Raw genomic sequence first — 19,245 nt, 5'->3', positions numbered from 1 at the left:
TCATGAGTATCTGCCTATCCTTGACTCTCTATAGAGTACGTGTTGATAAGCAGTTACACAAAATTAGTTACAGTCTCGTTACCAGTGAACAAGCAAAACAGCTTCTTGAAGAGCCTGATAATAATAAACGAGTGAGTTTATTTAAATCTTTTGTATCTGATAGAGATAAACTCGACTAGCTTTTTGATAAACTACCAGGCACAAAAAAATAGCTTGATAAGTTTGATTTTAAGAATACGGTGCTGAATCTGATTTACAGTTATTACATCCGCCAATAGTAATTACAAACCCCGATTTTAATCGTTGGTATAAAACTTGAAATAGAGGCATGTGTGAACTTCCCACAACTAAAGAGTCTATATTAAAACCTTTACTGGTGAAGCATTTGTAAACATGAACCAATAAGGACAGGGCAAGCGAAGCAAGGATTTCGCCTGCCAGCGTATAGACACTTAACTATTGTCATTAACTTATTTCTAGCTTTAACTTAACATGTTGCTATTTCTAAATAAGATAGATATTTAATGGCTAGAAACAAGATTAAAAATTTAATCTAGTGACCAATATTCATTAGCCACTACAATATGAGCCTTCCACCAGTCAATAGGCGAGCTTAATTTATTTGACTGCTGTTGCAGTCAAATAACAATCAATAAATACATTTATCTAATTCGTCTGTCAGTTAGCTGTCAAATCTATAGTGGATTGCTTAAACTGGCCACTAGCTTGTAGGTGAGACTCGTACTTTGTTATAGCTGAGGTTATCTGAAATAAGGAAGCTTTCAGAACTTCGTAAAGCGTTTCTGTCCATCTTTGAGTCAGCCTGCGCTGACTCACTTATGCCCCAAAATGAGTTGGTGCTAGCAATGGGATAATCAGCATAACCTTACTTTTTCTAATCGATTATGACCACCTTACTTGTCGTCCAAATGACTGGTTGCCTATACAGGTATAACTGATTTTCTCCAAATTGAGATAATTCTGGCGCCAAAGGATGCGTAAAATGAGCTTTTTACGCATCGATAATTTTGTAACATTCGAGAAAACCCATACATATCAATCTACTGCGAAATTTTTTAAAGTGTTGTATAGACCTCGTAAACAAAGACGCATTCTTTTTTCGGCAGTATTTTGAGCATTACTTACGTATTCGCGAAAATATTCCATTTACAACAATGGCTTAGCGATGGTACCTTTGAAGTTTGAATTGAGCAGCCTGGAACATTATTGTGCTGCTATTGAATAAGCTGTTATGCCCTATTGAACAAAGGAGGTTATTTTGAAAAAAGCGATTGCACTTATATCTTTTCTTTTTATTTGTCTGCCCGTAGTCGCAGAGGAATTTGATCTTACAGAATTTGGAGAATCATATTTTGCCGCTTGGAAAGCAACTCAGGCTCCAGATGCAACACAAAATGATATCGAATACTATTTGTCGTTTCTAAAAGAAGATGTTGGCCATCAACACCTACCCTATGCAAACGACGATTCGCGCATTCCAACTGGCAAACAAGATATGCGCAATGGCATGCAATATTACCTTGGCGCTCATACTCAGTATTCTGCCAAGCTCAACGAAATCGTTCCTGCGTATAATGTAGTGGTCATCAAATATTTCACCCAAAGTAGCGGTATTCACCCTCAAACCAAAGAAGTCGTCAATCAAAGCTACGATACGATGGAAGTATTGGAAATCGAGGATGGCAAAGTGTCTGTGATTAGGAAGTATTCAGAATAGTGTCAAGGCATAACAAGGCGCTTAACTCGTTCCCTTCGGTCACTGGGACAATAACACTGCGGTGCTTCGCACTTTACCGCAGTGTTATTGCCCGTTAGCTTTGCGTTATACAAATTAAGCTCCGAGGAAATAGTCAATGGGCGATAGTATAGATAAACGAATGGATGTGGTGGAAAGACTAACCAATCTATTTCGTTTCGAAAGAATGGTTTATTTAGGGATAACAATCATCTCTCTAATTATGCTCTTGGCTAGCGGGGTTTCACTTCTTATTAAAGGTGAGGCTGGATCGGCCGAGCTTTCATTGCTTTTCGGATCATCCGGTACGATAACGTATACAGCTGGTCGCTTATTATTTATGTGGAACGAGGCTTTGAAGCGTCTCATGCCGATGACAGAAGCAGGGAGTGAGTAGCATGGAAAATATAGAATATTTAAAAATACAAAAGTCTTCCATTCTCAGTGCTGGTCTCTCTCTTTTCGGGTTTATTATAATTTTGAGTTCGTTAGGATTCTCTTACAATGAAATAAAAGATAAAGAACTTCAGGTTAAAAACCTTACAGAGCTAGAGGAATCTTTACAGCTAAAAATTGACAATCAAAGAGATATTATTAGAGAGCTTGAAATAGCATCATCACCTACAGCAATTGTTGCACAAAGTAATTCTGTTGAACTTGAAGGCATTAAGGATGGGGATGGGAGGCAGATTTATGATTTTTCAATTTTTCTTCAGGTACCAATATTACTTAAAGAGAAGATTACTGAAGTAAATTACTTTTTCAATCACCCCTCAATGTTGAAGCCTAATAGAAAAAGTACAAATTATGCCAATGGCTATAATGTGTCATATAGAGGATGGGGCTGCCTTACCAAAATAGAAATTACAGTACATATTGAAAATGGTAAGAATCACAAAATCTATTACAATCAATGCGCTGGCAACCAAACAGCTAAGTGATTTATAGCTGTATAATCGGGTAGCCGGAGGTATCTAGCCTCCAGCCCCCACACCACCCTGCATGCGGCTCCGCACAGGGCGGTTCATTTAGAACACCTAATTAGCTTTCTGGTTAGGATAATGAACTGCGATCCATCCATCTCTTAGTGAATATAATCCTGCTTTCTTCAGATACTCATTACTCAGTGCTTGCTGTATTCCTGGTTTTCGCCACTGACGCCAGTTGCACATACGTACACGACGTCGGATCTAGTGGTCTAAATGCCATTATGCTCGCCTTTTAACTGACGAACCCATTTATCGAGGGATGATTTACCCACATTCATTGCTTGTGATGCTTCAAGAACTGAGTAGCCTTTATCTACGACTAGTTGAGCACATTCAAGTCTGAATTCGGGAGTAAAATTGGGTCTATTTCTTTTTGTCATAAGGTCACCTAAGTTTGATGAGGTGAATAATAACACCTCTAATTAGGTGGCCAAATTAACCGTACCACTACAGTATTAAGGAAGCCGACATCTATCAAATGCTTGCCTATAATCAAACCTATCAAAAGTCTCAGTCAGATTCTGAAATTTGGTTGATCTATCCAAAAACAAGTCAGTTTAATGAGCCACTACCTGTATTTAAGTTTGATAATGGTACTTTAATACGGGTATTACCATTCGATATAGAGTTAGGAAAGCTAGTTGTTGAGAGTCCCATAACTGCACCCCATATTTATTAGTTGTCTTGTAAAGACCATTTTATTCCACCTTGATACTAAATATGTGATTAGTATCAAAGTGCCCGTCTAAAATTACTCATATTGTTTAATCATTAATGATAATTAAGCTCATATTAAGGGCTGAAAAGGATAATTATACTCCGTGTTTGATAATTGTTTTTTTAGTTAGAAGCTGATCGTTTACCCATGTTACTTTGTTTGGCTGAGCTAATTTTGAGGTTGGTATGGATAGTTTGATACTGTGGGGCTTAGCCATTGCCGCAATATGGTTTTTCTTTTTTAGAGATAAAGAAGCTGAGAAGCCATCTAAAAGGGAAGCACCTGATAGAAGCGAACGTACTAATGAGGTTTCTGTCGCTCAGGCTCCAAGACGTGCTTCTACACCTAAGGTTACCATCCCTTTTTCTGATTCGGGCAAAACTATTTGGGCTGGCGAACCTATAGAGCTTAAGTTTTCTTATAAGTCTAATGGTAAACGAGCTCAGTCTCGTTCAGTTCTAGTTGACCGATATTTTGAAAGTGGTGGAAACAGGTATATTGCTGGGCATTGCCTCTTTAAAGGTGCCCCTCGTACATTTAAAACAAGCAGAGTCACTTCGAAGGTTACTGTAGCAAAACTAGGCATGTCTTTTGATATATCGGTTATTCAAAAAGGTTTTAGGGAGCGGGATCTATCATTCGGTGAAGATAAAGTTTTTCTAGATAATCACAAGAAAAGCACGAAACGGCCGACTCTGCATGATGGTGACAGTTATGATATTAATCCTCCAGTGTTAGCTGCTTTTGTATATGGTAGTTCTTCTACCAAGCAAGTTACTACGTACATAAGGCAGGTAAAAAAACGAGTCGGAAGGGTCTTTGTTGTTGGACAAGAAAGCAAAGGGGATATCTCATTAGAGTTCAGATCAGATAAGATAGCTGAGCCCATTCAACTTGAGCAGGGAAGTGTATCTCGTATTGAGTTCTTAGAGTTTCTTTATAGCCTCTTTAAAGCAGAGTTTGAGTGTAAAAAGGGCATTTCTCAAGCCAATCGAGCAGCAAAGCTATCCAAACTAGGCGCTATCGATTGGGAGACTGAAGGGTTGCTTTCAACTAGTGGCTATCACGTTGGTAAAACTAAAGGTGTGAAGCAACAGGTAAGACGCGAGATTTTAAGTGATCTACTTTTACATGATGATCTACGTGATGTCGATAATATTAAATATGCCCGAGAGTGGGGAAAAGCTAGTAGTAAGCTTAGGTTCACTAAGCTTAAGAATGTTTTGAATAGTTTTTTGAAAACATCAGAAAAGCGGAATATGTCTAGCAAGATAGATTTAGATCAAGCTATCGATGAGTGGCGAAGTGACATTGCTTTTTTAACTAAGGAGTTTAGCTCCTATGGGAAGGGGACTAAAAAACAGTCTAGTCCCAAAAAGGCTAGTACAGCTGCTGTATAACCAATTAAAGGTACCGATACACCAATTTCCAGTAATCCCTTTGTAACAGCTAAACCTATAAAAGTAGGGCAAGATCCGCTTAAAGAGGCCATTGAAGCTTCAGCAAGGAGGAAGAACTTACCGGAGGTAGAGTTTGATGCCAAGAAAATATCATTTTGGCTTAGAACAGGGCTTAGTGAAGAAGAGATATATATTCAATTACTGTATTCAGGAAAATTGATTGAAGAAATTGATTTTCAAGCTGTGATGAGTGAGGCTAAAAATAAAGTAGGAAGACTAAAATGAACAACAAACAACGAAGTGGCCAGATTAACTAAGTCACTTAACTTTCCATCAGGTGCCGCTCTTCCGATCTTTAGACGCGATGTGTAGTAGATGACCGATTTTGGCCATTCGACTAGCAGTTTTGCAATACCTCTATTAATCCGCGAAGTACTAAATTAGTAAATTCACTGACTTATTTGTGTCCAGAAATGGGTTAGGGGGCGAACACGTTTATACCCCCATAATTTAGACGAATAACACTGTTACATATTTTGCACTTAAAACAGCAGTACATTTGGTAATCCTTGCGTGTATGTAAACTTGAGCGCTTGATGTTTTTAGTTTTTCTCTGATTTCAAGGTTTAAGGTTCTTCTATCAACTTGTAGTCTATTGACGGATACCACATTACTCAGTGCATTTTCTATCCATATATTAAACAAAAATAAATAATTTTTAGTGTTTATTATCACTATTAACAAAGCCTATAAGACCCCGCATAGCAATAAAAATCGAATAATATCAGAGTTATATAGCGAAAACGGATTTAATAGTTCATAGCTAAGACCCACACAAAAAATTGTAATATTACCCATTAATTATTGAGGCTAAATGCTTGTGTAATGCATTTGGTATGATAATTTTAAACATTAATTTCAAAGTAAAAATTGTAGTTCTTTTAGACTTTCACATTAGTAATGCATACAATTGATATAACTTGAAAAATTAGCTAACAAATTTTCTGTTTAGTGTAATTAACAGTTTTGCTGTACCTGAAAACTAACTATAGAAAATCAGTAGTGTTAAGTCATTAACGGTAAATTTATGCGCATCAGTTTAAATTATATAGGCCATTACCTTAGCCATAGGCTCAGATTTCACGTAGCGACGCCTAATTAACGAGCGTTTATTCATTTGAGTTAGCTTGGCTAATGTTAACCAATTAATGATAATCACATATTTTTCATCAATTTAGAGTAAGCGATAATTATTAAGTATAGGTATTCGAGTTTACAAATTACACCAATGAGAATGTCAGAATAATAATTATATACCTACGTAGTAAATCAAAGCATTTATCTGCAACTAAAGCATACAGAGTAAACTCTAAAAACCGGACTCAATTCAACTGTAGTTATCCCAAGTAGCGCAAAGTTATTGGTATAAGGGTATTGAAAAAGCTCATGGCGCCGTAAGATCCCGATCTAAGTCGCAGACATCACAAGGGCAAATAAAAATCTCATTGCGCCGTAAAATCTCGATCTAAGTGGCAGGGCTCATGTGGTTTTTCATACTAAATGACTTTGGCGTATACTGTAAATCAAAGACTTAGAAAAATTTATGTCATTAAGAATAGCTAAATTCTCAAAATTTCTGACTTTAAGCTCTTTTGTATCAAACATTTTGACTTTAAGCGCATTACAGATAGCAATGTAATGCACTGAAATAAAGTGGAAAGTTGGCTTTTTTATTTTTTAATAGTATATAAATTTATAGATATAAAGTAAATGAGGTCGAAGTTTGTTAGCTAGATTTTCCTGCCACAGATTAAAGTCATCTTGACTAGCAAGTGAAGGTGGAGTTTTGAATATGTCTAATGTTGTTGCTTTTGCCCAGCGTCTAAAAGTTTTGCTGGAAGTTTTTGTAGCCTGTAAAGATTCTAAAAGTGTTACCACCAATGCCATAACTCAAATTTTCAGCATCGAAAGAATCACTCCGCATCTTAGTTTTTAGCTGCTTAATTGAAGAAAAAGACTGTAGACCGATTTTTTCATAACAGTAACCTTGTAGTCACCAACAACATCGAGAACTAGTTGTTGTTGGTGGTGTCACAATAAAATTCAAGAAACCTACACTAAGCGAAGGCTCTATGTTTAATAATATTCAGAATCAGTAAGTTGATTTATCGGAGCTGGTTTGGCGGTATTGGGAGATATCAAGCAAGGTAAAGCTATTAAGAGTTTCTTGAACCAGTACATTCCATCTTTCGCCGCTAAGTTTGTCGATTTTTCCATTGTTAAACATTTCTACAAAAGAGTTTCCTAGCTTGACATAGAAGTCAAATAGCGCTCGACCTATTAGTATTTTATACGCTTCCGATAAACACCTGTTTTCCAAGGTTATATAATCCTGAGGCAGATCACCGTCTAACTCTTGATATGCTTCATTGATAAATACTGGATGGATAGCTAATTTAAGAAATTGAAAATCAATAGTTGAATTAATTTTTATATTGGAGCAATTAACAATAGGGTAGTCCCCAACTGTACCGTCAAAAATATCGTCTAGTTCAATACCTTTTCCTTTTGTTGTGGTTAAATATACGGCATCAGCTATATCGGCAGGATGGTTTTCTATTTTAATTTTTAGTTCTGCTTTTATCATACCTAGCAAATGATGTTGAGAGCGCAGTTTAAGATCGCTCATGTTTTCTTGGCTTTGCAAGTAAGACTTTAAGCTATGAATATTAAAACTATAATTAGGAATAGATTCGGCAATTGCTGACAAAAAGGTGTTGTGCGACTTTATCGCGCTTTTTCCTTTTTCTTGAAATTTAACTTTTTTTAATAAATTCTTTGCGAATAAACTTAGGTCATTACTAGACGTGATAGGGAAATTAGACATATTTATTATCTCAAATGTGTTTTCAATTTTTCTCTCGTTTAATCATTGAAAACATGAGTAAAAAATATGTTTGTATTCAATGTGTACTTATTTTACCAACCAGCATTTTGCTGCGAGAGACTACGTAGGTATAAGTTACCTATCAATGCGGAATCTATTAAATATTATTTAACAGCCCTAAAAATGACACGCTAATTCTAATTATAGTGATTTAATGTGTCAAATAATTTTTAGCTTCTTTATTAATTTTGTAATCACACTAATACAACTGAAAATCGTCATTAAAAATGTCATGTCAATGGGATATTGTAATTAAAGTAAGCTTATCTATCTAAGCCATTTTTTAATCGGTATTAATGATCAATTGATATTTCACCTTGAATTATCATATTTGGCAATAATTCATTTAGAGACATTAATATTTAACCCCATGGGTACATGTACCGCAATTGCATAAGGTTTTGCCGCCTGGCAATGCTCATGTTTATCGTCAAAAAATATGTGTGCATCCAGTGATTTTAATACCGTGCTTTTATCGCCTCCCGACATAAAAAACATATGAGCAGGCTCTAACTGCCAATGCTCGATAGTTTTGATTGCTCGAAATAACGCTCTGCCACTTCGTGCTGTCAGCAATGACCACTGCACATCTATATTGTGCTTTTGCATAATATTTATTTTTTTAATAAATGAAAATAAAGGACCTGAAGGTAACAACTGTTCTCGTTTATCCCATTCGTGTTCATCAAATTTTTCAAAACCATACTTTAAGTTTACTTGTTCAGCTTCATCTGAAAATAGCACCGCATCTGCATCAAAAACTAAATGCATTCTATTAAATTTAGGTTTTAAATCGTCATTCTCGATAGTACAAGCCGCAACTGAGGACTTAAATGCGGCTTCAAGTAAGATGCTATTTTTGTTGTCAGCAAATAAAATATCCGGTTGTATTTCGGCTAGCAATGCTGTTTTCATCTTTTTATTGGTGTGAAAAACTTGATTAAAAATGACACCAAACTCCTGAAAGCTTGCAACTAATGGCATTAATTTCATAGAGGAGGAACTAAATAAAATGGTCTCAATGCTCATTTTGTCGCAATGCTTTTCACTTACTGCCGACAACCATTGACAGAATCTTCTGTTTGAAACCAATTTGGCATCTATAGCCAATCTCATAACACTTTCTTTCATAATCAAAGCTCTTCTTTTTCTAATCGTAATCACGACATTACTTACTTTCTTAATCATTAATTTACTTCTACTGTCGGAGTATGAACGTCCGAATCTTGATTTAATTTGCTGTATATAAAATGGCATAAGAAAAAATGATATGAACCCAAAAACTTAACTTGTTCAGGTATGGAATATCGACAAAGTATTGCCGAGTTTAATTATGGGTAAAAAAGACACAAAAATTAGAAAACTCTGAAACGAATAATCCAATTCATAACATAAACTAGCTACAAGTTTAACAGGAGTGTTAAGCAAAGCGTTTTAACAGAATCACTTTCAATTCAAAAGGTAGATATTATACAAGGTCGAAAAGATTCAGCTTCACGTAAAGCGTAAAAAAATAAAAAGCGAAAACCATATTTTAATACGAATAAAGCAAGTAGGAGCTACATATTAATGAGGGTGAACATAGTCTAGATGGCACTTTAACCGTATTGAGTTCACCTAAAAACAAGACTGTATCTTTATTTTTGTGAAAATGTAAAGGGGTTCACTATGATGTGCCCCTGAAGAAACTTTAGTCAAATATGATCATAGCATCCTGGTTTGTAGTCGTTCAGACTTGATCTGATTTAGTTGTGATATTTGACCTCTGTTTTGTATGTTTTATTATGACAATCAGATACTGTCAACTGGCACAGCTTCTAAAACAATTTTGCATTTATCTGCTGATGAAAATTCAAATATCTATGCCATTTATCGTTATCCTAGCCAATACACCAGTCCCACAGTTCGCTTTGATGCTCTTTGCACGCCCAGCTTTAGTGATATGCAAAAGTTACTTCTTGTTAGAGGGAGTGTTGTCAATTGGGAAGTAACTTGTCAGTGATTTGAGACAATAGAGTTTGATTCTCTGAAAAAATAACAAAGAGCGTTGGTCAGCCTGGTCAATGCCTATCCTATTAACAAGGTTTTTATTAAGATTAATGATAGATGGAATTAACTTTGTCGAACATTAGCTGGAGAGGGTACTTCAATTAGTATTGTGTTGTTAAAACGAAAGTGTAAGTGGGTTGCTATATGCCTATTTCGTATGACAAAAATGACAAACTAAAATTTATTTAGCTTCCATGATGTGAATTATAACCTCTTTCTATCTAGTCGTGATTACATGTAAACAAAGCATTATCGTATTTTCGGCGTTCGTTAGTTACAAGAATAAGATTATGCTACTTGTGTCCAAATTTTGGAACAGTCGTAATTTTATTGTTTATAATTATCTGAGTTGGATAGGTCGACAGTATCATTAGGATCTAATCAAAATGAAATTTGAAGTAAAACAAGATATTTTTTCACTATCACCGAAAAACTTTAGGGAAGCTATCGCTAAATGTATACCTGTAGGTGAAAAAAATGCCATTGCTAGTCGTGACATAAATGCTAGATATGTAGCTTCCGGTACCGATAAAACTGACCGAAACACTAAAACCAAGCGCATTAAAGCTGCACTTAATTGGTGGTCAGGTAATAATAGTAAGGTGAAAGTTTTACCGCCAGCTAAGTGTAAACAGAGACTTGATGGCAATTATTATTGGCAAAATAGTAATGATTTGAACATAGCGCTTAACCAAGAATTAGCAGGTAATATGACGCTTTCAAAAGCGTTAGCTTATAGTTTAGTGAAAGAACATTTCTCTAATTTAATGCCACCAAGTGAGTTGTTAATGCTTGCTCCTTATTTTGAAGTGGCTGAGAAAAAACTTAATCAACTCAAACTAGTTAAAGGCGATAGAATTAACGCCAGTAAATATTTGCCTTTCTGTAATCAATGGAAAAAAGAGCCGATTAACCCTACTAGTTATACACGTATTTTTGATGCGATTGAACACAAAAAAGTGATAAGTGCTAAATATACGTCAATGCATACAGGGTTAGTACCTGATACAGTAATCATTAGTCCGCAACAAATTTTGTTGCAATACGAACATACCCAAGTAGTTGCCTATTTGCATAACCCTATTGATGGTAAAAACATTTATCGTCACTTTGATATTAATCGATTATCAGAAATCACTGAAACAGAACATTTAAGTTACAAGATACAACATCAACCAAGAAAGACCTTTAAACTTATTGCGTTAGTTCACCCGTGGGTGAGAGATAAACTTACTTATGTAAAGTTATCTGATGATCAAAAAATCACTCCCTGGGAACAACTAAACTTAGATGAATTAGCTTTATATGAAAAAATTACCCATTTTAAAGATCAAAAATGGGCAAAAGTTGAAGCTACCATTGAACTGACCAGTAAGTTTCTTGATCATCATGATGAATGGGATGCGTGGTTTTTTGTCAACACGATTGCTATATATGGACCTGACTTTATTCCATTAGCGCCAATACAAGTGGTTAACGAAGTTAATAGTCGGTTAAGAAAAGCTACCGATATTTATACTCATTTATCGCCACATCTTAATTTTAAGTTAGAAGGTGATTAAAATAACAATGAGGTTATGTAATTAATAGAGAAATAGCTGAATTTTTCGGTATTTAATAGTCCTTCAATTGTGTTTGTTTTGTCATCAAGAAGTTGATGTTATTGAAAATATCAAATGAATTAATGTTTACAATAGAACTAATCCAATTTTATCACTTACAGAAGTTACCGATAGAAAACCCATTATGATGCTAGGTGGTTATCACCTGCAGGTATTGTTGGCAAGAGTTCGACTTTATCAACCAATGATTTTTAGTGTAAGTTGAATAAAACCATGGGCTTAGAGTGATATTGTAAAAAAGAGCAGACTTTTAAGCTTAAGTTGAGTTACGGCACAGATAAATAAGGATACCCAATGCGCAAACTAGCCACAATAAGACTCTTTTGTAGTACGGAGCTTGTAAAAAAGCTAAATTCACTGACCCATTCTGCTTATGAAATAAACCTTTTGAGCCATCTGGTCGATTATGCTCCACTACATACAGCGGAAGCGACAACTGAAAACTTAGATGAAGAGCAATTTTATATCGCGATATTGTCGGATATTAGCCAAGTAGCAAGCTTATCAATATTGTATTTATCTCATCGTTTTAAAGTAATTGATTTAATTGAGCAACAAAACAATGAAGAACTAAATATTTTTAGAACAATATTAGAAAATAACCATGACATCTTAATGCTGCCATCATTAAATGAAAAAACTAAGATTTTTTGCAATCAAGGTAATGCCGCAAACATTGAGAATATTAAGTTATTAATGATTGAAAAAATATTGGCTATTTTTTCTAATATTGGACTTGTAGGTATTGATTGGTATGATGTTTTACGAGTCTTCACTAAAAAAAGAAAGCTTTTGGCAATAATAGATTTCTACTCTGATGATATTAATTTCAACGATTTTCAATCATACATCAAAGCGCATTGGCAAGCTGAATTTCCTAACTTAGACGTCCCACTATCGTCTTTATGCCTTATGAGCTCTAATTCTTGGGATGTAGAAATTTCTGCTATAGAATTGGTGTTCAAGCCTATACATACACGTGGTATTCTAACTCAAACTCATGATAACTATACGCAAACCGGCGCGTTTACAATAGATACAGTTCAACAAGTGACCAGTCGAGCATTTATCATTATCTTGATATAAATGTTGTTATATTTGTAGATTGTCGATGAATAAGGCAGCATTAGGCAAAGTATCTGTTTTCTAATAAATACACTGGGAAGTAACATCATCAAAAAAGGCTTTTACATACTCTGGCTTAAATATGATTATTTTTCCCTCCCAGTAACCTGTGAGCACTGATTTGTTATGCGTTATTGCCTAAGAAAACTAGGTCAACCAAATTTACTATCAAAGGCGAGTTTCTTTTTCCACTATACATTGATGGATTTAAGTAGTTGTCTAATCAACAATAACTAGTTATTAAAGTTTCAATGTAACAAGCTATCCATGTCAGGTTCTGTTTTACTTTAAAAAAATTCTTATATCGGAACCTTAAAGTCCGACCCTTCTGTTTCAATACCCACATCGCATGATCATATAAACAATATAATGGCGGCTTAACGGAGCTTTAGGTTACTAAACCGATCACGATTTGTCGCAAAGCATAAGTAACGTATTTATACAAATATACAGATACACACGAGGCACTCTATATGACACCAGAAAGCTTTGCATCATTGATAATCGTATTATTTAAGATCATCGTAATAGTGGTATCTATATTTAGGATGCCTAAGCGAACTATCTTTACATTTATTTTCTTTATGCTCAATTGGGATCGAATCAAACCTTATGATGAGGGTATAACCCAACTTCAGACTTACATCACTTACTCAGTAACGATGTTGTTTATATTTTGGATATTTACAAAAGAAGGCATATTAGCTTTCCTAGTTGGTTTTGGTCTGGGCAGTGGCGCGATAGCAGATTGGCTAAGAAGGAGAATTTTATAAATTACGTAGTGACATGGCATGCTTAGAAAACTGGCAGAACATTGGCTACACATTTTGACTTGTGTAAAAGAAGATAGTGAGAAAATCGCTATTGGGGGTGTGAAAGCGGACGATAAAAGAGCAGGAGCTGACATCATTTAAGGTTATGACGGATAAAGTGGCAAGCCATTCTGTGGTAATAACTTAATTAGTAGTCAGTGGCGAACTCTCAACTATTCAGTATGACTATCAGATTTTTCACGATCGTGCCATTAGAGTATGGGTACCAATATAGTGGTGCCTAAAAATGAGATTAAGGTGTTTTTAGTTGAATATTTTCGACTAAGCAAGAAAGTTGACAATACCAAATCCTGATGGCGGCTAGGAGATGATTGAACCTGGTGTACACCCAAATAAAAGTGAACAAGAAAAATTATCAAAATTTGATTACAACACTTTTTGTCTTATTGGTTGTTTAGTATTTAAACAAAAATTTTTAGGAGAACATATTATGCCAAGACCAATTACTGAACTTACTAAGCAAGAGTTAAACGCGCTTGAAAATAATTACCAAAGATTAAACAAAACTGCAGGAGGGATTTATAGTTTAATTGAGGTGCGCCGAGAATTGCAACGGAGAGAAGGTGGCAAGTTTGATGGAAAACAGTCTTTGAAACAATTTTGAAATTGGCAAATCAATCCGATTCAGGTTTTATAACCTACGGTCAATTGTTTAAGTGTTTGCACAAATTTGACTGGGTCGGGAATGGCTCTCAGCAAAAACTTAATAAAGATTTGGGGGCTGTAGTTTATTACTGTGTACAAAATAAGTTACCTATTGTGACCTCATTAATTATTAGACAAAACAACAACCAGTTAACAAACCAAGCTAAACAAAATATTTATGATTGTGCAAAACAACTTGGTGTTACTAATATGCAAGCAAATGTAGAGTTATACATAAGTGAGCAACAAGAAAAAAGTTTAAATTTGGCAAGGTGTGATGGAGCACTCGTTTGGTAATTTTGGATTAGTGCTCCACTAAGTCATATTCTATTATAGATATTAATTTGGTTTGCCGACATTCCCATAAGTGCAATAGAAATGCTTGCTGCTGCCATTGTCGAAATGTCCCATAAGCAAATCAAAGATACTGTAGCCATTTGGCCAGCTGCTATGACTTCAATTTAATTTGCTAGTTATTAATTGGATTTTTCATTATTAGTAGGTTTGGGATTAGGCATTGTGGAGCTTAACATCATTTAAATCATCGAGAGCTTTCAGGCATTTAGAGCAATATTAGTTAATAAGGGCAAGTTATGAAATTAATCGCATCGGGTGGACTTATATTTTCACCATCAGATATTACTGCTTTCGTGATTAGTCAATTTGCATCCTGGATGGATCGATTAGCGCTAACTCATCCACATTTAGCTCCAGAGAGAGATGAACCAGATGAATATTTAACTTTGCTTTCGACGAAGGGTAATGAGCACGAACTCAAACTATTAGAGGAGTTAGCTAAAGAATATCGCCAGCTTATCTCAATTGTTGATTTTGATGGTGGGCAACAATTAAGTGATGAAGCATTAGCTGAACGAACTATTGCAGCCATGCAAGAGGGTTATGAGGTTATTTATCAAGCGTTTTTAACCAATGGTCAATTTTATGGGCGAGCGGATTTTCTCATTAAAGTACCGGGGCAGAGCGCTCTGGGTAATTATCATTATGAAGTGTGGGATAGCAAATTAGCTAACTCTGTAAAACCTGCCTATGTTATTCAACTATGTTGTTATGTTGATATGTTGAGTAAAATTCAACAGAAAAAGGCTGACTTTATCACTGTAGCATTGGGTAATGGTAAGCGTGAAAAATTACGTACCAGTGATTATTTTGATTATTACCTGACAACAAAAGCTGATTTTATCAATCAACAGCTTACTTTTGACCCTGAATGCCCACCTAAACCAGAAGACTCGAATGAATGGGGGGCTTGGTCAACTCACGCTCAAGAGTTATTGGCCAATAAAGATCATTTATCAAAAGTTGCAGGTATTAATAAAACGCAAATTAAAAAATTCAATGCTGCTGGTATTACCACGTGTTTGCAACTAGCTGAACTTAGGGATGTTGAGTCAATAGGCTGTATTAACAGTGACATTGTCGCAACTTTACAAAAACAAGCACAAATACAGTTACAAAGTAACGGTCAAACTCCACCATTATTTGAAGTAAAAACTCATTTAAACGGTAAAATGACAGGGTTAGCTATGCTGCCCCCGCGCTCGTCTTTGGATGTGTTTTTTGATATTGAAGGTAACCCACTTCATCAAGATGGCTTAGAATATTTATGGGGTAATACTCATATTGATAATGGTGAGAAGTGCTTTACTGACTTTTGGGCGCACAATCACGAAGAAGAAAAAAAGGCATTTAGTGACTTTATTCATTGGGTGTACCAGCGCTGGCTGCAAGACCCTCAAATGCATATATATCATTATGCTCCCTATGAAATTACCGCTTGTCGAAAGTTAATGAACCGTTATGGCGTGTGTGAATCCGAGTTAGACCAACTACTCCGTAACGAAGTGTTTGTCGATCTTTATAAAGTCGTTAAAGGGGCTATTGTTTTAGGCGAACCTAAATATTCAATCAAAAATGTTGAGCTGATTTATCGGCCGCAGGGACGTCAAACCGTGGTTAAAAATGGCGCGGCTTCGGTTGTAGTATATGAAGAATGGAAAGAAAAATACGCTTGCGGTAAAGAAGGGTATAACTGGCAAACATCTAAAATATTAGAAGAGATTCGTGCTTACAATATAGATGATTGCGACTCTACCATGGAGCTGGCAGAGTTATTGTGGGGTTTACAAAAGAAACACAATATTAATTACTTAGGCAAAACAGAAGTTGTTGAGGTTGAAATTTCAGAAGAAGCGAACCAGAAAACAACACTTCGAGATCAACTGTTAGCGCAAGCTGAACTTGAACAGCCTGACATTGCGCATGTGACCAAAAACATGGCGTGGTTATTAGATTTTCACCGTCGTGAAAGTAAACCTGTATTTTGGAAGTTGTTCGATCGTTTAGGCTTATCTGAACAAGAATTGGTTGACGATGCAGACTGTTTAGCGTTTTGTGTACGTAATAATGTCGAGCCATATCGCCCCTCTCCACAGGCTCGAAAATTGGTTTACCAATATCTATTTGATACTGAACAAGAATTCAAGGGATTAGCTAACTCGTACTATGTCGTTGGTGAGGAAAATAGCAATGGAAACCCATTAAAAGTGTCATTGCATAAAGACGATTGCGACAGTGCAAACGGTATTATTGCTATTGCCAGTACCACCGAGCTACCTGAAAGTGTCGTACTTGTACCTGATGAGTATGTCGCCCCAGGGCCAATCCCAGAGGCGATATTTGATATAGTCTCTCGTTACGAACGACAGCAACTTAGCAACACAGCCATTTATGATTTTTTGTTTAGGTTACCACCAAGAATTAATGGTCGATTAAATGGTAATCAAGCCATTATTGATGTTAGTTCTGCACAAACGACACTTAGTCAAACAATTACTGCAGTAAAGGGATTAGATAACAGCTATTTATCTATTCAAGGACCTCCTGGAGCAGGAAAAACCTATACTGGTAAGCACATTATTGCTGAACTTTTAAAGCAAGGCAAAAAAGTTGGAGTGACAAGTAATAGTCATAATGCATTAAATAATTTACTGCTTGCTACGGCCGAATACTGCCGTGAAAAAGATATCGCGAGTAATTTTTACTGTACTAAGGAAACCGATACTCGATTAGCTGATTGCAGTGTAAATATAATTACAAATGGTCAAATTGCTGACTTTATCATTAATGCACCAGCTGGTGCCAAAGCCGTTGGCACAACCGCTTGGGGGTTTAGTCGTGAGGAGTTAAAAGATCAATTTGATTATTTATTTGTTGATGAAGCAGGGCAAGTAGCAGTGGCTAATTTGGTTGCCATGAGCCGCTGTACAAGCAATATTGTATTGCTTGGAGATCAAATGCAGCTAGGTCAGCCATCGCAAGCAACACATCCAGAGTCGAGTGGTCTATCAACGCTTGATTATTTGCTGCAAAACTCGCCTATAGTGCCTTCTAATATGGGGGTGTTCTTAGAAACGACTTACCGTATGCATCCAAAGGTAAATGAATTTATTAGTGAGGCGTTTTATCAAAGTAAACTAGGTTCTGCAGCGATTACAAGTCAACAAGGTATTGCAGTACCAAGTGATTATGAAGGACCATTAAATATTGAAGCTGGAATTCGCTTTATTCCCGTTGAACATGAAGGCAATAATCAAGTCAGTGAAGAAGAAATTGATGAAATTAAAATCATTGTCCAACAGCTTGTTGGCCGTAATTTCACCGACCGCCACTCTAATACTCGCAAGATTAGTTTACAAGATATACTGTTTGTTGCACCTTACAATCATCAAGTCAGTAAGCTACAACAAGCACTAGGCGTTGATGCTAAAGTTGGTAGTGTTGATAAGTTTCAAGGTAAAGAAGCACCAATTGTGATTTTTAGTATGTGTTCAAGTGATGCTAACGAATCCGCACGCGGGTTAGATTTTTTATTTGATAAACACCGTATTAATGTCGCCATTTCACGTGCACAAGCATTGGCGATAATTGTTGGAAATCCAAAACTATTTTCAACAAACGCTAATAGCGTTGAACAAATGGCTAAGGTCAATGTTGTGGCTAAGTTGGCTAAATATACAGAATTAGGAGTAGATATGAGTCATCAAGACTGACGTGGTTCAGCAAAACTGGCCTCGGCTTTGTCCAGAAACGGGTTAGGGCGGCTAAATTATTTATGCCCCAAAACGTTTTTAAGATTGATATACCTTAGGTCAAACTGGTTTTGTTTCCCTTCAAAAATATAATACACCCACCAATAGAATGGCCAGATTTAATAAGCCACTACACTGTATACGTTTAGCAAGTCACACCCAGTATCAATAACCTGACTATTTAAAGATACCTGTTCATTGATAAATTTAGATCAGGTGATGTAACTTACAAAACAAGCCAGCAGTGGCAACAGTTACTTTTACAACTAAATAAAACTGCTTTACATTAGTAAGATAGTAAATGTAGGATGATATTAATCAATAACTTAATGGTCGGCTTTATTGAGCGAACCGTTCAATAAGCGTTAGATGAAATGACTATATCAATACCCGGCATCAGGAATGAACATGGCGCAACAACAGCAGATGTGGTTGCGGAGCAAATCGCACTTTGTAAAGCAAACTTGCTTACAATTGATAAAGTTGCTGTTTTTCGTAAGCCAAGAGAAAAGCGAGACGAAATAAATCGTAGGCTTAGGGGCTGTCACGATTTTATGGGAATGGCGGGTTCTCGAAAATTTGGCTGTCTGTATAGAGAGGTGAATCTAGACCCCGAGGCCGCGCTGGTTTGCGAGCACGCTATTCCGGTCACAGCACTAGTATCCTTATATGAAAGCAACATACCATTTGAAGAGTTGGTGTTTTATCCGGTAGCACTTATTAGTAGAGTTTCAGACCAGCGGTTTGGTCGCTTAGGCCTCACGAAGTCGGGCCATGATCTTCAACGACCATTTCTGCGTTACGATATAGCAGAGATAGAAATTGAAACTCACTTCGGTGAGAAAATTTCCTGTAAGGATTGGACTATGAGCGACCATTGGAAATTAGTTGAAAAAACACCAGAAATTGCGCTAATACGAACCCAAGTTTTACGCAAGATCAATGAAGGGTAATGTTGCTGTACGCTTTTTCGATGTGTGCTGATGTAGTAGTGTGCTGATGTAGTAGTGTGCTGATGTAGTAGTGTGCTGATGTAGTAGTGTGCTGATGTA

Annotated in this window: 14 protein-coding genes and 2 pseudogenes; 12 read left to right on the top strand and 4 right to left on the bottom strand. The window is 36.2% G+C overall.

The genetic code is table 11. The features are described from left to right. Positions 1-1,279: 1,279 nt before the first annotated feature. The 3 genes from Q4533_RS18925 to Q4533_RS18915 all read left to right on the top strand — a co-directional run bounded on the left by Q4533_RS18925 (position 1,280) and on the right by Q4533_RS18915 (position 2,697). Complete coding sequence (locus tag Q4533_RS18925; protein WP_303446857.1) at positions 1,280-1,738, top strand: nuclear transport factor 2 family protein; 459 nt, start codon at positions 1,280-1,282, stop codon at positions 1,736-1,738. A gap of 136 nt (positions 1,739-1,874) precedes the next feature. Beyond that, on the top strand, positions 1,875-2,153 hold the full coding sequence (locus Q4533_RS18920) for a hypothetical protein (RefSeq protein WP_303503828.1): 279 nt from the start codon (positions 1,875-1,877) through the stop codon (positions 2,151-2,153). A gap of 1 nt (position 2,154) precedes the next feature. Further along, positions 2,155-2,697, top strand: coding sequence for a pYEATS domain-containing protein (locus Q4533_RS18915; RefSeq protein WP_303503826.1), 543 nt, complete (start codon positions 2,155-2,157; stop codon positions 2,695-2,697). Positions 2,698-2,793: 96 nt separating this feature from the next. Here Q4533_RS18915 and Q4533_RS18910 read toward each other — a convergent pair. Next, positions 2,794-2,958 (bottom strand): annotated as a pseudogene (locus Q4533_RS18910) (group II intron reverse transcriptase/maturase); the annotation flags it as partial. Between the two features lie 11 nt (positions 2,959-2,969). Next, a pseudogene (locus Q4533_RS18905) lies at positions 2,970-3,125 on the bottom strand (transposase); the annotation flags it as partial. 74 nt (positions 3,126-3,199) lie between these two features. On the opposite strand from Q4533_RS18905, the gene Q4533_RS19715 reads away from it, so the two are divergent. Next, the gene (locus Q4533_RS19715) at positions 3,200-3,424 is read left to right on the top strand and encodes a hypothetical protein (RefSeq protein WP_368389911.1); all 225 of its coding nucleotides are present in this window, start codon (positions 3,200-3,202) and stop codon (positions 3,422-3,424) included. A gap of 224 nt (positions 3,425-3,648) precedes the next feature. Continuing rightward, a complete protein-coding gene (locus tag Q4533_RS18900; protein WP_303503824.1) occupies positions 3,649-4,863 on the top strand; it encodes a hypothetical protein in 1,215 nt (404 codons plus the stop codon). A gap of 2,152 nt (positions 4,864-7,015) precedes the next feature. Here the strand turns inward: Q4533_RS18900 and Q4533_RS18895 are convergent. Both Q4533_RS18895 and Q4533_RS18890 read right to left on the bottom strand, forming a co-directional pair. Then, complete coding sequence (locus Q4533_RS18895) at positions 7,016-7,750, bottom strand: hypothetical protein (protein WP_303503822.1); 735 nt, start codon at positions 7,748-7,750, stop codon at positions 7,016-7,018. 402 nt (positions 7,751-8,152) lie between these two features. Further along, positions 8,153-8,998 (bottom strand): 5'-nucleotidase, encoded by an 846-nt coding sequence (locus tag Q4533_RS18890; protein ID WP_303503820.1) that lies wholly within the window; start codon positions 8,996-8,998, stop codon positions 8,153-8,155. A 1,247-nt stretch (positions 8,999-10,245) separates the two neighbouring features. Between Q4533_RS18890 and Q4533_RS18885 the strand changes: the two genes are divergently transcribed. The 7 genes from Q4533_RS18885 to Q4533_RS18855 all read left to right on the top strand — a co-directional run bounded on the left by Q4533_RS18885 (position 10,246) and on the right by Q4533_RS18855 (position 19,146). Then, entirely contained in the window at positions 10,246-11,421 is a 1,176-nt protein-coding gene (locus Q4533_RS18885; protein ID WP_303503818.1) for a WYL domain-containing protein, read from the top strand. Between the two features lie 354 nt (positions 11,422-11,775). After that, complete coding sequence (locus Q4533_RS18880; RefSeq protein WP_303503816.1) at positions 11,776-12,567, top strand: hypothetical protein; 792 nt, start codon at positions 11,776-11,778, stop codon at positions 12,565-12,567. A gap of 512 nt (positions 12,568-13,079) precedes the next feature. After that, positions 13,080-13,379, top strand: coding sequence for a hypothetical protein (locus Q4533_RS18875; protein ID WP_303503814.1), 300 nt, complete (start codon positions 13,080-13,082; stop codon positions 13,377-13,379). A 367-nt stretch (positions 13,380-13,746) separates the two neighbouring features. Next, entirely contained in the window at positions 13,747-14,043 is a 297-nt protein-coding gene (locus Q4533_RS18870) for a hypothetical protein (RefSeq protein WP_303503811.1), read from the top strand. Further along, a complete protein-coding gene (locus Q4533_RS18865; protein WP_303503809.1) occupies positions 14,040-14,381 on the top strand; it encodes a hypothetical protein in 342 nt (113 codons plus the stop codon). The genes Q4533_RS18870 and Q4533_RS18865 overlap by 4 nt, the downstream gene beginning before the upstream one ends. A gap of 296 nt (positions 14,382-14,677) precedes the next feature. Beyond that, on the top strand, positions 14,678-18,154 hold the full coding sequence (locus Q4533_RS18860; RefSeq protein WP_303503807.1) for a TM0106 family RecB-like putative nuclease: 3,477 nt from the start codon (positions 14,678-14,680) through the stop codon (positions 18,152-18,154). 413 nt (positions 18,155-18,567) lie between these two features. Continuing rightward, on the top strand, positions 18,568-19,146 hold the full coding sequence (locus Q4533_RS18855; protein ID WP_303503805.1) for a hypothetical protein: 579 nt from the start codon (positions 18,568-18,570) through the stop codon (positions 19,144-19,146). Positions 19,147-19,245 lie beyond the last annotated feature (99 nt).

It is taken from the genome of Shewanella sp. 6_MG-2023 (assembly GCF_030547195.1).
Classification (GTDB): domain Bacteria; phylum Pseudomonadota; class Gammaproteobacteria; order Enterobacterales; family Shewanellaceae; genus Shewanella.
The sequence above is the reverse complement of the archived record's forward strand: the minus strand, read 5'-3'. Positions and strand labels throughout refer to the sequence as shown.

Coding starts and splice junctions, on each gene's coding strand:
- Q4533_RS18920 (WP_303503828.1), top strand. CDS start 1,875: ATGGGCGATAGTATAGATAAACGAATGGATGTGGTGGAAAGACTAACC.
- Q4533_RS18915 (WP_303503826.1), top strand. CDS start 2,155: ATGGAAAATATAGAATATTTAAAAATACAAAAGTCTTCCATTCTCAGT.
- Q4533_RS18900 (WP_303503824.1), top strand. CDS start 3,649: ATGGATAGTTTGATACTGTGGGGCTTAGCCATTGCCGCAATATGGTTT.
- Q4533_RS18895 (WP_303503822.1), bottom strand. CDS start 7,750: ATGTCTAATTTCCCTATCACGTCTAGTAATGACCTAAGTTTATTCGCA.
- Q4533_RS18890 (WP_303503820.1), bottom strand. CDS start 8,998: ATGATTAAGAAAGTAAGTAATGTCGTGATTACGATTAGAAAAAGAAGA.
- Q4533_RS18885 (WP_303503818.1), top strand. CDS start 10,246: ATGAAATTTGAAGTAAAACAAGATATTTTTTCACTATCACCGAAAAAC.
- Q4533_RS18880 (WP_303503816.1), top strand. CDS start 11,776: ATGCGCAAACTAGCCACAATAAGACTCTTTTGTAGTACGGAGCTTGTA.
- Q4533_RS18875 (WP_303503814.1), top strand. CDS start 13,080: ATGACACCAGAAAGCTTTGCATCATTGATAATCGTATTATTTAAGATC.
- Q4533_RS18870 (WP_303503811.1), top strand. CDS start 13,747: ATGATTGAACCTGGTGTACACCCAAATAAAAGTGAACAAGAAAAATTA.
- Q4533_RS18860 (WP_303503807.1), top strand. CDS start 14,678: ATGAAATTAATCGCATCGGGTGGACTTATATTTTCACCATCAGATATT.
- Q4533_RS18855 (WP_303503805.1), top strand. CDS start 18,568: ATGACTATATCAATACCCGGCATCAGGAATGAACATGGCGCAACAACA.